The 12,129-nt window shown below is 44.6% G+C and carries 11 protein-coding genes and 1 pseudogene; 6 read left to right on the top strand and 6 right to left on the bottom strand.

The window, feature by feature from the left end; translation table 11 throughout:
- Positions 1-28: 28 nt before the first annotated feature.
- Positions 29-256, bottom strand: coding sequence for a hypothetical protein (locus tag AB4161_RS08500; protein WP_009846577.1), 228 nt, complete (start codon positions 254-256; stop codon positions 29-31).
- Between the two features lie 617 nt (positions 257-873).
- On the opposite strand from AB4161_RS08500, the gene AB4161_RS08495 reads away from it, so the two are divergent.
- From AB4161_RS08495 to gnd, 5 genes are all read left to right on the top strand, one after another.
- The gene (locus tag AB4161_RS08495) at positions 874-2,526 is read left to right on the top strand and encodes a sensor histidine kinase (protein ID WP_032545674.1); all 1,653 of its coding nucleotides are present in this window, start codon (positions 874-876) and stop codon (positions 2,524-2,526) included.
- Positions 2,527-2,592: 66 nt separating this feature from the next.
- Entirely contained in the window at positions 2,593-3,288 is a 696-nt protein-coding gene (locus AB4161_RS08490; protein WP_017059715.1) for a response regulator, read from the top strand.
- A 410-nt stretch (positions 3,289-3,698) separates the two neighbouring features.
- Positions 3,699-5,201, top strand: a complete 1,503-nt coding sequence (zwf, locus tag AB4161_RS08485; protein ID WP_017059714.1) for a glucose-6-phosphate dehydrogenase — start codon at positions 3,699-3,701, stop codon at positions 5,199-5,201.
- Positions 5,198-5,932, top strand: a complete 735-nt coding sequence (gene pgl, locus AB4161_RS08480; RefSeq protein ID WP_017066266.1) for a 6-phosphogluconolactonase — start codon at positions 5,198-5,200, stop codon at positions 5,930-5,932. Before zwf ends, pgl begins: the two co-directional genes overlap by 4 nt.
- Before the next feature lie 28 nt (positions 5,933-5,960).
- Positions 5,961-7,409 carry a decarboxylating NADP(+)-dependent phosphogluconate dehydrogenase gene (gnd, locus tag AB4161_RS08475; RefSeq protein WP_017059712.1) on the top strand — a complete coding sequence of 483 codons (1,449 nt, stop codon included), beginning with the start codon at positions 5,961-5,963 and terminating at the stop codon, positions 7,407-7,409.
- A 138-nt stretch (positions 7,410-7,547) separates the two neighbouring features.
- Here the strand turns inward: gnd and AB4161_RS08470 are convergent.
- Positions 7,548-7,754 (bottom strand): annotated as a pseudogene (locus AB4161_RS08470) (metal-dependent phosphohydrolase); the annotation flags it as partial.
- 239 nt (positions 7,755-7,993) lie between these two features.
- Between AB4161_RS08470 and AB4161_RS08465 the strand changes: the two are divergent.
- A complete protein-coding gene (locus AB4161_RS08465) occupies positions 7,994-8,407 on the top strand; it encodes a VF530 family DNA-binding protein (protein WP_010438513.1) in 414 nt (137 codons plus the stop codon).
- 116 nt (positions 8,408-8,523) lie between these two features.
- On the opposite strand, the gene AB4161_RS08460 is transcribed toward AB4161_RS08465, so the two are convergent.
- The 4 genes from AB4161_RS08460 to AB4161_RS08445 form a co-directional block, all read right to left on the bottom strand.
- Entirely contained in the window at positions 8,524-8,715 is a 192-nt protein-coding gene (locus AB4161_RS08460) for a hypothetical protein (protein WP_065583598.1), read from the bottom strand.
- A 255-nt stretch (positions 8,716-8,970) separates the two neighbouring features.
- Positions 8,971-9,729, bottom strand: coding sequence for a sulfite exporter TauE/SafE family protein (locus AB4161_RS08455; protein WP_372083196.1), 759 nt, complete (start codon positions 9,727-9,729; stop codon positions 8,971-8,973).
- Between the two features lie 192 nt (positions 9,730-9,921).
- Entirely contained in the window at positions 9,922-11,442 is a 1,521-nt protein-coding gene (locus AB4161_RS08450; RefSeq protein WP_372083195.1) for a tripartite tricarboxylate transporter permease, read from the bottom strand.
- A 10-nt stretch (positions 11,443-11,452) separates the two neighbouring features.
- Positions 11,453-11,953: a tripartite tricarboxylate transporter TctB family protein gene (locus AB4161_RS08445; protein ID WP_136982896.1), complete on the bottom strand. Its 501-nt coding sequence runs from the start codon at positions 11,951-11,953 to the stop codon at positions 11,453-11,455.
- Between the last annotated feature and the right edge of the window lie 176 nt (positions 11,954-12,129).

Genomic DNA, 12,129 nt, shown 5'->3' with positions numbered 1-12,129 from the left:
TAGAAGTGTTTTTACAAAATGAAGTGGCTTATTTAAAGCTAGGACAATGGTGATCGGCGCGCCATACCAATTGTCTTGAACCTTGCATTGTTTGTAATAAATCTCTCCCTGACATTTGCGGGAATGCTAACAATACCTTGAGATCGAGTGGGGAGGTGCCATCTTTCTCATAGGCTCTTACGTGAGTAAAAGTCGATTGTAAGTGTTTGAACAGCATAGTCTTAGTAAGACAAATTCCAAAGTTATCGCGTTTCATTGCCTTGTTTCCTTTTCAACAATGTTTATACGTTATGTTTGTTATCCTGTTTCTATTGGACGTTGCCACTGATCGATACTTCCTGCTCATCAATGTTTTATTATTGGGTGATGCTTTTATCAGTCACCTCTTCGTTGTCTGGCTAGCCGAGTTTGAAATAGCGATGGATGAATAGGGGAGAATACTTAATCCGTTTGTTCATCATTCGTAACGGCGAGCGTGCAACTTTTAGTTATAGATACGTCCAGCGAGCGAAGGGTTGTTGCTATTTTGTTAATCGAAGTTTCGATTCAAAGCGCGGTCTGAAAATCATGACCTATGGCTTAGCAACAATAAACTTCTTCATATGCAACCATTATAATTGTATTTATTTTAAACAACCTAAAAAACACCTAAAAGCTTAGTGATCTAGCTCAATATTTATTCGTTTATTTTGGTTTTTAAGCTAATCAGTCCTAAAAATGAACGATTAATCGAGATGAACAACGTAAAGGATTATCAATTAACAATCTGCTCAATTATTTAGTTGAGTAGCAGTCACAAATTCACGCCCCTAGAAAGGTCATGCGATTAACTTGGTGTTAACATTGATCGTCTAACACTAGGGACGGTGGAATATGAAATGGAGCAGTATCAGTTTCCGTAAAAGGTTACTGATTATCATGACGGTCACTGGCCTCGTTGAACTTTTGATTCTTGCAGCTGCTGGTTTTTACTACATCAAACAATCTCAAGAACAAGAGATGGGTTTGAAAGCGTTAGGTGTTGCTGAATTTCTATCTGAATCGCCGCTTGTCACCAGCATTATTCAAGAAAATGGAACGTTGGACCCTAATGGCGTTCCCTACGTTTTGTCTGAAGAAACCCAAGTTAAATTTCGTAACCTTACTCAGCTCATTGGCGCGGCGTTTATCGTTGTTGGAGATGATAAAGGTATCCGCCTGATTCACCCTTATGATGACAGGCTCGGTAAACCCATGCGTGGTGGCGATAACCAAAAAGCATTGGTATTGGGCGAGTCTTATGTGTCGACAGCCAAAGGATCGCTGGGTTTTTCAGTTCGTGGTAAATCCGCGGTAAAAGACACCCAAGGTACCGTTATTGGTGTGGTGTCAGTTGGTTACTTATTGGATTCGTTGCAAGATCGAATCGAACCTTACTTAGCCTTTTTGATTGTGATGGCGTTGCTGGTGGTTGCGGTCAACGCTTTGATTTCGAGTTATGTATCTCGCCGTTTTCAACGCGCTATTTTGGGCTTTGAGCCTGAAGAGATAGGCCGGTTGTATGTTGAGCTAGATGTAACCATGAGTACCGTGAAAGAGGGCATTCTGAGCATCGATAAGCACGGCATTTTACGTTCAATTAATAAGAGTGCCTGCGATATTTTATCGATAGACAGGGATAAAGCACTCAATCAACAGCGCCTTTCTGATGTATTGCCAGGCAGTGATTTAGAACAACTGCTATCAACCGGCGACACCGACCACGATGTTGAGTTGTATTTAAACAATAAGCGAATCATTGCTAACCGAAGCCCGATTATAGTGGCAGGTGAGGTGGTCGGGGCGGTATCGAGTTTCCGATTACGAGATGAAATCAACGATTTAACAGACCAGCTCTCACAAACCAAAGAATATGCTGATCTACTGCGTTCACAAACCCACGAGCATCAAAACAAGCTCAACACCATCAGTGGCTTGATTCAGATGGGCGAGCTGGACTCTGTTCAACAATTGATTGGTCAAGAAACCGCTCATTACCAGAGCTTAATTGAGTTCTTAAGAGAGACGGTGAAAGACCCTCTTATTGCAGGCATGCTTTTAGGCAAAACAGAGCGAGCTCGAGAGATTGGGTTAGAGCTTAAAGTGGAAGAGGGATCAAGGCTTGAAGCTCTGCCTAGCTGGTTAAACGCGGATGACGTTGTCACAATTCTTGGCAACCTGATTGATAACGCCTTTGACGCCACCATGACGGCGATTAAGCAAGAGGGTCAAATTGCGCCAGCGCGTCGGGTTATTGAAGTTTCAATCAGTGATTTTGGTAATGAAATTATCGTAGAAGTAGAAGACAAAGGGTGCGGTTTGCCGAAAGAGTTGGCGACCAAAGCACTCACCGAAAAAGGCGTATCGAGCAAAGCGAAGCAAAATCGTGGTGTGGGTTTGTATCTGATAAAGCAGCTGGCAGACCGATATCAAGGGCAGCTTGAAATGGTCGACAACCACGATTTTGGCACGAGAATGACGGTTTATCTGCCAAAAGAAGAACAATAATTAAGCACGAAACGATCTTGCGAAGATCATCGTGACGGAAAAAGCATGGTTAAAGGAAGAACATAAATGAACGCAATCACGAGAGTCATGGTCATTGAAGATGATATTGCGATTGCAGAGCTACACCATCGTTATTTAGAACAGATGGGTGGCTTTGACGTGGTCGGCATTGCCACCACACAGTCTGAAGCGCTCATGCAACTGGACATCTTAAAACCTGATTTGGTGTTATTGGACGTGTACCTGCCGGACGGGTGTGGGCTCGATATTCTTAATCACGTAAGAGGGAGCAATCAAGGCTGCGACGTTATCTTGATTACTGCTGCTCGGGATGTGGATACGCTGCAGCAGGCAATGCGCGGGGGAGTGGTGGATTACCTATTAAAACCAGTCATGTTTCCTCGTTTGGAAGCAGCACTGAAGAAGTATCAGTCACAGTTACAAGAGTTCGAAAGCGTGTCTGATTTGAACCAAGGTTTGGTTGATAAGATGCTGCAAGCCAATGCCAAAGCGGACTCAGGAAAAGTATCAACCTTGCCCAAAGGAATTGATGGCGTAACGTTGGATAAGATCAGAGCCATTTTTCAGCAAGCTGATGCTGTTAATATTACCGCCGATGAAGCCGGAGAACGAATTGGTGCTAGCCGAACCACCGCCAGACGCTATTTAGAATTTTTGATTACCACTGGTGAGTTAGTCGCAGACTTAAATTACGGTACCGTAGGTCGCCCGGAGCGCTGCTACAACAAAGCGCAAAGATAAACACGACACCATCAAAATGAATATAAAGCCAGTTGAATAAGCTGGTTTTACCTTTTTCTCCCTTTCCTATTGCTCACTCCACCGACCAGATACCGTTCTTTCTTGACTACACTGTTTGAGAATGCCGATTTGCTTCCCCCGTGGGTTAAATGAACGGAACTATCGATTAGAATTTGTTCGAAATGAGTCAATATTTAATCGATTGCTTTCACAGTGGTTGATGTAAATCAAATAGTCATAGACAATACTGTCCCGAATAGAGGTGATAGCTTTCACCCTCGTTTACCAAACGCATTCTCAAATTTAATAGGCGCTTACTATTGATGTAATAGTTAAGACCTATTATCTATTTTCGTATGTCGCTGATACCTTTGGCGAATACTAAAAACCTTGTTTTTATAGGAAAGATGATGGTAATACCTGAAAACAGCAGCATCGTTATTTTTGGTGCGTCGGGAGATCTAACTTACCGCAAGTTAATTCCTGCTCTATACCACCTGTATGCTAGCAATCAACTACCAGAATCCTTTGCGATTCTTGGAGTGAGCCGTACTGAGTACAGCGATGAGTCTTACCGTGAGAAGCTGAAGAAGTCTCTTCAGGAAATGGAAAAAACTGAACCAGAGACGCTGAATGCATTTATTGAACATCTGCATTACCAAGCGATCAATACTTCAGATGTAGACGACTATGCTCGTTTAGCACAACGTCTAGACAAGCTTGAGCAAGACTACCAATTCGAAAACCATAACACATTGTTCTACTTGGCAACCCCGCCAAGCCTATACGGTGTGATTCCAGCAAACCTTGCTGCGCATGGCCTTAACGATGAATCGAACGGCTGGCGTCGTCTGATCATCGAAAAACCATTTGGTTACGACTTAGCATCAGCTCAAGCGTTGGATGAAGAGATCCATCATCACTTCCAAGAACACCAGATCTACCGTATCGACCATTACCTTGGTAAAGAGACGGTTCAAAACCTTCTAGTGCTTCGTTTCTCAAACGCGATGTTTGAACCACTGTGGAACCGTAACTTCATTGAATACGTTGAAATCACAGGTGCTGAGTTCCTTGGCGTTGAAGAGCGTGGCGGATACTACGACGGTTCTGGCGCAGTTCGCGACATGTTCCAAAACCACCTGCTGCAAGTGCTAGCGATGGTAGGTATGGAGCCGCCTGCACAAATTAACGCTGATTCTATTCGTGATGAAGTGGTTAAAGTGCTTCAGTGTCTGAAACCATTAGAAGAAGATGATCTGCGTAAAGACTTAGTATTAGGTCAGTACACAGCATCAGATGTTCGTGGTCAGCACTTACTAGGTTACCGTGAAGAGCATGGTGTAGCGGATGATTCTCGTACCGAGACTTACATCGGCTTGAAAGCTCACATCAATAACTGGCGTTGGAATGGTGTTCCTTTTTACGTACGTACAGGTAAACGCTTACCAACACGTGTGACTGAAATCGTGATTCACTTTAAGAACACGCCACACCCAGTATTTGGTCAAGATGCACCAGAGAATAAGCTGATTATCCGTATTCAACCGGATGAAGGTATTCAGATGAGCTTTGGTTTGAAAGAGCCAGGCGCAGGCTTCAAAGCAAAAGAAGTGAAAATGAACTTCTCTTACTCTGACTTGCCTGAAACTCAGATGCTGACGGCTTATGAGCGTCTTCTTCTTGATGCACTGAACGGTGATGCGACTCTGTTTGCACGTACCGATGCGGTAGAAGCATGTTGGAAGTACGTTCAACCAATCTTAGACTTCAAGCAAGACCCTCAAGCACTGTTTGGCTATGCTTGTGGTACTTGGGGCCCACAGGAAGCAGATGAACTTCTGCAACGTGATGGCCGCGCATGGCGTTTCCCATGCAAAAACTTAACAGACACGGATTACTGCGAACTATGATCAATCACAAGATCTTTGCAACGCCTGAACTGGTTGTTGAAAACCTAGCAAATGAAATGAAAGCATACAGCGAGCAGGGCAAACCTGTTCACATTTCACTGTCTGGTGGCAGCACGCCAAAAATGCTTTTCAAACTTTTAGCACAGGCGCCATACGCGGAAGGTATTCAATGGAATAACCTTCACTTCTGGTGGGGCGACGAACGTTGCGTTGTACCAGACGACGCTGAAAGCAATTTCGGTGAAGCAAACGCGCTCTTATTTTCAAAACTAAAAGAGTTTACTCAAGTAAACCTTCCTGCTGAAAACATCCACCGCATCCGTGGTGAAGATGAACCAAAAGCAGAAGCAGAGCGTTTCGCAAAAGAGATGGCAGACGTAATCCCAACAGAAAACGGCACGCCTGTATTCGATTGGATTCTGCTTGGTGTTGGCGCAGACGGCCACACAGCTTCACTATTCCCAGGTGCAACCAACTACCAAGATGAGAACCTATCTGTATTAGCTTCTCACCCTGAGTCTGGTCAAATCCGTGTTTCTAAAACAGCGAAAGTTTTAGAAGCAGCAAAACGAATCAGCTACCTAGTACTGGGTGCAGGTAAAGTTGAGATCGTTAAAGAAATTCATACAACTCCTGCTTCAGAACTGCCTTACCCGGCAGCGAAAATCCAGTCTAAAACTGGCGAAACAGAGTGGTTCCTAGATTCAAATGCAGCAAGTGCTATCGCATAAGTGCGAATAGCCGCAAGGAGATAAAATAATGAAAGGTGATATCGGTGTAATTGGCCTAGCAGTAATGGGTCAGAACCTTATCCTAAACATGAACGACCACGGCTTCAAAGTTGTGGCTCATAACCGTACTGCTGCTAAAGTAGACGAGTTCCTAGAAGGCCCAGCTAAAGGTACTAACATTGTTGGTGCTTACTCTCTAGAAGAGCTAGTTGAGAAGCTAGAAGCGCCACGTAAAGTGATGCTTATGGTTCGTGCTGGTGACGTTGTAGACACGTTCATCGAAAACCTAATCCCACTTCTAGACGAAGGCGACATCATCATTGATGGTGGTAACACTAACTACCCAGACACTAACCGTCGTGTAGCGCATTGTCGTGAGAAAGGCATCCACTTCATCGGTACTGGTGTATCTGGTGGTGAAGAAGGTGCTCGTTTCGGTCCTTCAATCATGCCAGGTGGTGCGGCTGAAGCTTGGGAAGCGGTTAAGCCAATCTTCCAAGGTATCTCGGCAAAAACTGACGCTGGTGAGCCTTGCTGTGACTGGGTTGGTAACGACGGTGCTGGTCACTTCGTTAAGATGGTACACAACGGCATCGAATACGGTGACATGCAGCTTATCACTGAAGCATACCAGTTCATGAAAGATGGCCTAGGTATGTCTGCTGACGAGATGCAAGCAGTATTCGCTGACTGGAACAAGACTGAGCTAGACAGCTACCTAGTTGAAATCACTGCTGACATCCTTGGCTACAAAGATGAAGACGGTGAAGCGCTAGTTGAGAAGATCCTAGACACTGCAGGCCAAAAAGGTACGGGTAAGTGGACTGGTATCAACGCACTAGACCTAGGTATCCCACTAACACTGATCTCTGAGTCTGTATTCTCTCGTTGCCTGTCTGCTCTTAAAGACCAACGTGTTGAAGCTGAAGCTTTGTTTGAGAAGACAATCACTCCAGTTGAAGGCGACAAGCAAGAGTGGGTTGATGCACTACGTCAAGCTCTACTGGCTTCTAAGATCATCTCTTACGCTCAAGGTTTCATGCTAATGCGTGAAGCGTCGAACGAAAACGGCTGGGACCTAAACTACGGTAACGTAGCGCTAATGTGGCGTGGTGGTTGTATCATCCGTTCTGCATTCCTAGGCAACATACGTGATGCGTACGAAGCAAACCCAGACATCGCGTTCCTAGGTTCTGACGAGTACTTCAAAAACATCCTACAAGGCAGCCTAGTGGCATGGCGTAAAGTAGCAGCGAAATCTCTAGAGTCTGGTATCCCAATGCCATGTACGATTTCTGCGCTATCTTTCCTAGACGGTTACACAACTGCACGTCTACCAGCGAACCTGCTTCAAGCTCAACGTGACTACTTCGGTGCTCACACTTACGAGCGTACTGACCGTCCACGTGGTGAATTCTTCCACACAAACTGGACTGGTACAGGCGGCGATACTGCTTCTACAACTTACGACGTATAATCGTTAGTTAGAATCAGTAGAGAACAAATTTGTTCTTTCAGCTGCAAACTAGAAAACAAAAGGATGCCTCAGTGGCATCCTTTTTTGTTGGTTTGCGTATTTTTAGATGGTCACTTCAAACACACAACTAATTATCGCTTAGGCGGTCATGATATGTGGTTGTACATCGTCGTTGTATTGATCTCGAATGGCCATAAAGCTGTCTAGGTTTTGTTTAGGCGCTTCAACCCACTCTGGGTCAAACATTGAACCAGTGTTTGCTTCTATATAGGCCATCACCTCATTCAGTGACCAAGCGTGTTTATAGGCTCTTTTACTCATTAACGCATCGAATACGTCTGCCAGTTAATAGCGTATGCGCTATTGCTTAACTAAAGTGCTGTTAATGATGATCTGGACGTTAAATAACCATTTTAAAATTAAATGAAAAGATAAATAGGATAACGAGTATGCTTTATGCCATCATAAAGGCATAAATAAGGGCAATGGATGTAATGCCCAAGTGATTGAGCTAGAAATGGTCAGTGATGACGGTGTTCTAGAGTAAATTCAAGGCCTTTAGTTGCCTTGAAAAAGGTAATGTTATGACTGAAGAAGAAAGAATCGAACTGCAACAAAATAACCCGCTACACGGCTTAAAGCTTGAAACCATGATCACTGAATTAGTGGATCATTATGGTTGGGAAATTTTAGATGCGGCAATGCGTATGAACTGCTTTAACACTAAGCCTACAGTGGCAAGCGCAGTTAAATACCTGAAGAAAACCGAATGGGCTCGTGAGAAGGTTGAAAACTTCTACCTTTACCGTTTCAAGCGCATGCCTAAAGCATCGGACATCGAATACCAGATGCCTCCGCGTTCACGTACATTCCGCCATGGGCTAGAGCCTCGTGAGCCAATGGAACTAACGGTTGAGTCTATCCACGCTTCTCAAGCTAAAGCTGCGTCTGCATTTAAAGAGCGCCGCGGCGGTAACGGTCGTAACTTCCGTCGTTAATAAGAAGGCGTCGTTAGATAAGGCGTCGACGATTAGTACGCCTAATTAGATAAGCGAAAAACACAAAAGGAGCCTATGAGCTCCTTTTTTAATTCGTTCGATTAAACCGTAATTGGCTAAGCTTCGCGGTTCTTTCTTTGATTCTTCCAAAGATCGGTGACATAAACGATCGCACTGACCAGTAAGAATAGCGCTGACACAGAAAACAGAGCGGGCATTTTTAAGATCCACGCGAATGTGGCAGCAAGAAAAGCGACAAAGCAAATGAGTCGACTTGATGACATGACATGACCGAGTTTAATGTTCATAACGCCTCCTAATGAAGTCTCACTTTCGACAGGAGAATTATCCCACTTTCCTTAAAAGAAAGGCTAAAAAACAGTCTAAATTGTTATCAAATTTACTAATTAAAGGACTCGTCTCACATATATCGACACGGTTGTTTTATAAGCAATAAAATAGCGGCATAGGTAATGTGAGAGTCAGCTTTCCCGCTGTGTTTTCCAGTTAGAATTAGATTCAATCTCGGGTTAAATTAGTGTCAAACCGACTTAGTATAAAGCCTAGTTAGTATAGAAAAAGTAAGCGGTGATTAAGAAACTCGCGATGATCACTGTGTTACGAACATACTGTTGTGGGATTCGGCGAGAGATTTTTGCCGAGTAATAACCACCAACTAGTGTCCCCATCATAACGGCCATGCCGGACGGCCAATCAATCGAACCATTGACGATAAAAAACACGATCGCCGCAAGTGATGCACAAGCGGATACAAGCAGTTTGATGCCATTCATCACGTTGATGTTGGTGTAACCAGCCAGCGCCAAGTAGCTCAATGTCACAATGCCTAAGCCTGCATTAAAATAACCACCATAAACACACACGATCAAAAGCAATACAGCGGAAAAGAACGCCCCTGCGCTGGTGGCGTGCTTATGTTTAGCGGTTACTTTCTTTAGCCATTTGTTGAGAGTGCCACCAAAGGTAAAAAGCAGAGCGGCGAACAGTAATAACCAAGGTACGGATTGGGTAAATAGCGCTTCTGGCGTGTGTAGTAGTAAAAATGCACCAATGCCGCCGCCAATTACGCATAGCCCCACAACGAGCTTGAGTTGTTTGGTACCAGATTGAATTTCGTGGCGCAGAGCGTAGGCTCCGCTAATGTATCCAGCACACGAAGCAAAGGTATTGGTCGCGTTGGCTGCTATTGGTGGAACGCCAGCAAATAACAAAGCAGGGAAAGTGATGAAGCTGCCGCCACCCGCAATGGAGTTAAGCACACCGCCAACCACCCCTGATAAGAATAGAATCAACCAATCCATAGTTTTAGAATCCAATACGTTAACTAACTGGTTACCTTACTTGAATTTGTTATGAATATCAGCGCCATGTGTGTTGTAAAGATAGGTTTGTGAGTTTGCTACCATCTTTAACCGCTGGTTTTAATTGAGGCTTTAAATGAAAAAAGGAGCCAATGGCTCCTTTCGTTGAGGTTTAGTTGATTCGATAAAGCTTTACACTTCTACTGGCTTCGCTCTAAAACTCTTAAATAGTTTCACTAGAATCGGGCTAGACAGCACCAATACCGCCAGAATAGTGAAGGTCATCGTAATAGGGCGTTCCCATAAGAAGTTCAACTCACCATCGCTGATCATCAATGCTCGTCTTAAGTTCTCTTCCATCAAGCCGCCCAATATGAAGCCTAACAGTAATGGTGCCAATGGGAAGTTGGCCAGCCTTAACGCTATCGCCGCCATTGCCACAATTAGCATCACAAACACATCCATCGTGTTGAAAGACACCAAGTACACGCCTGTGATTGAGAAGAAAATGATCATTGGCAGTAGTACCGTTCTTGGTACCGCTAGCAGTTTAGAGATATATGGGATCAACGGTAGGTTTAAGATAACCAGCACGATGTTGCCAAAGTACATCGAGATAATCACCGACCAAAATACGTCTGGGTGATCAACGAACAAGCGAGGACCCGGCTGAATACCGTAGGCAATCAATGCACCAAGCATAATTGCTGTAGTACCAGAGCCCGGAATACCGAGTGTTAACAGCGGTACAAATGAACCACTTGAAGCTGCATTGTTTGCTGATTCAGGAGCCACAAGACCACGAATACTGCCTTTACCGAACTCTTTCTGCTTGTCTTTTGGCGCGAGGCTACGCTCCATGCCGTAACTTAGGAATGCCGCAATAGTGGCACCTGCGCCCGGTAGAACACCGGTAAAGAAACCGAGAATAGAAGATCGAATTGAAACTGGTGCCACTTCTTTGAACTCTTCTTTGGTGACCTTCATGCTACCAATATCCGACATCTTTTGGCTTTCTTCCGCGCTGGTGTCTTGCTCTGGTTTTAGAATACCCATTAAAGTCTCACCTAAAGCGAAGGTTGCCATAGCAAGAAGTAGGAAACTAAAGCCATCCATCAGGTCTGTTAGACCAAACGTGAAACGCTCAACACCAACGCCTTTGTCGATGCCAACAGTAGACAGCATCAAACCAAGAATAGTCATCATCCATGCCTTGATTACCTGACCTGGGCCCGCAAACGCCGCTACTGCCGATAAACCTAACAACATCAATGCGAAGTAGTCTGAAGACTGGAAGCTCAATGACACGCTGGCTAAAGCCGGAGCCGCAATCAAAAGCATGATTGCCGAAAGTGTGCCACCAGTGAAAGAAGAGTAAGCCGCGAGTGCAAGTGCTTTACCCGCTTGGCCTTTTTGTGCCATCGGGTAGCCATCGAATGCGGTTACTACCGTTGAAGAACAACCTGGAGCGTTGATTAATATTGATGACGTCGAGCCACCAAATACAGCGCCATAGTACACACCAGCCATCAAGATTAGGCCAGAAGAAGGGTCTAGGCCGTATGTAATCGGGATCATCAACGCGATTGCTGAAATTGGACCGAGTCCCGGTAGCATCCCAATAAAGGTACCAACAAAACAGCCAACAATTACCATCATGATGTTCATTGGCATCACGGCGGTCGAAAGTCCTTGTAAAATTCCGTCTAACATAATGTTATCCCTACCAAAGAGTGAAGATTAAACCCGGCTCTAGGTAGATATCTAAGCCTTGAGTTAATAAAAGAAAGAACGCGATAACGAAAGGAAACGACGCGCCAAATAAGACAGCTTTGCGGCGCTCACCCAGTAGGTAAAAGCCTGCAAGTAAGAAGAAGCTGGTTGCTAAAACAAAGCCAAGATAAGTCAGCCCAACACCGTACAGAGCCATTAACACCAAGAAGCCAATCAGCAGTTTCCAGTTCAGCGGTGTTGTGTCACATGTGACTTTCTTATCCGGTTGTCCTGTTATTAGCAGGATCAACGAAAGGCCAATGCCGATAAACGTCAAAAGGGTAGGTAAGGTTCTTGCTGTGAAGGGTTCGTACTCGTCACCGGGGAACAGAGGAATCAGCGTGGTTTGATAGCCGTAGCACAAGCTCGCCAGCATAAAGATCATGGCTCCGATGCGATCCTTCGAAAGCAAAGATTCCTTACTCAGAAATTTGGTTGGTAAGTCCGACATATCCAACTCCATTTGGGGTGGTATAAAAAGTAAAAAAGCCGTACATGAGCGAGTCAATGAAATGTCTGGGATCACTAACCAAAGGTAAGCGAATTACGGTACTGGTTTATCAGCCACTTGCGTTTACAACGAATCGGCAAGCGTTAGTAATACGTCTACGAATAAACAAAGGAGTT

This window comes from Vibrio sp. 10N.286.51.E5 (assembly GCF_041469125.1).
In the GTDB taxonomy this organism is placed as follows: Bacteria; Pseudomonadota; Gammaproteobacteria; order Enterobacterales; family Vibrionaceae; genus Vibrio; species Vibrio crassostreae_C.
Note: the sequence above shows the minus strand (reverse complement) of the source record. Positions and strands in the feature narration are given on the sequence as shown.

Coding starts and splice junctions, on each gene's coding strand:
- AB4161_RS08445 (WP_136982896.1), bottom strand. CDS start 11,953: ATGTCGGACTTACCAACCAAATTTCTGAGTAAGGAATCTTTGCTTTCG.
- AB4161_RS08465 (WP_010438513.1), top strand. CDS start 7,994: ATGACTGAAGAAGAAAGAATCGAACTGCAACAAAATAACCCGCTACAC.
- AB4161_RS08490 (WP_017059715.1), top strand. CDS start 2,593: ATGAACGCAATCACGAGAGTCATGGTCATTGAAGATGATATTGCGATT.
- pgl (WP_017066266.1), top strand. CDS start 5,198: ATGATCAATCACAAGATCTTTGCAACGCCTGAACTGGTTGTTGAAAAC.
- AB4161_RS08495 (WP_032545674.1), top strand. CDS start 874: ATGAAATGGAGCAGTATCAGTTTCCGTAAAAGGTTACTGATTATCATG.
- AB4161_RS08500 (WP_009846577.1), bottom strand. CDS start 256: ATGAAACGCGATAACTTTGGAATTTGTCTTACTAAGACTATGCTGTTC.
- gnd (WP_017059712.1), top strand. CDS start 5,961: ATGAAAGGTGATATCGGTGTAATTGGCCTAGCAGTAATGGGTCAGAAC.
- AB4161_RS08460 (WP_065583598.1), bottom strand. CDS start 8,715: ATGAACATTAAACTCGGTCATGTCATGTCATCAAGTCGACTCATTTGC.
- zwf (WP_017059714.1), top strand. CDS start 3,699: ATGGTAATACCTGAAAACAGCAGCATCGTTATTTTTGGTGCGTCGGGA.
- AB4161_RS08450 (WP_372083195.1), bottom strand. CDS start 11,442: ATGTTAGACGGAATTTTACAAGGACTTTCGACCGCCGTGATGCCAATG.
- AB4161_RS08455 (WP_372083196.1), bottom strand. CDS start 9,729: ATGGATTGGTTGATTCTATTCTTATCAGGGGTGGTTGGCGGTGTGCTT.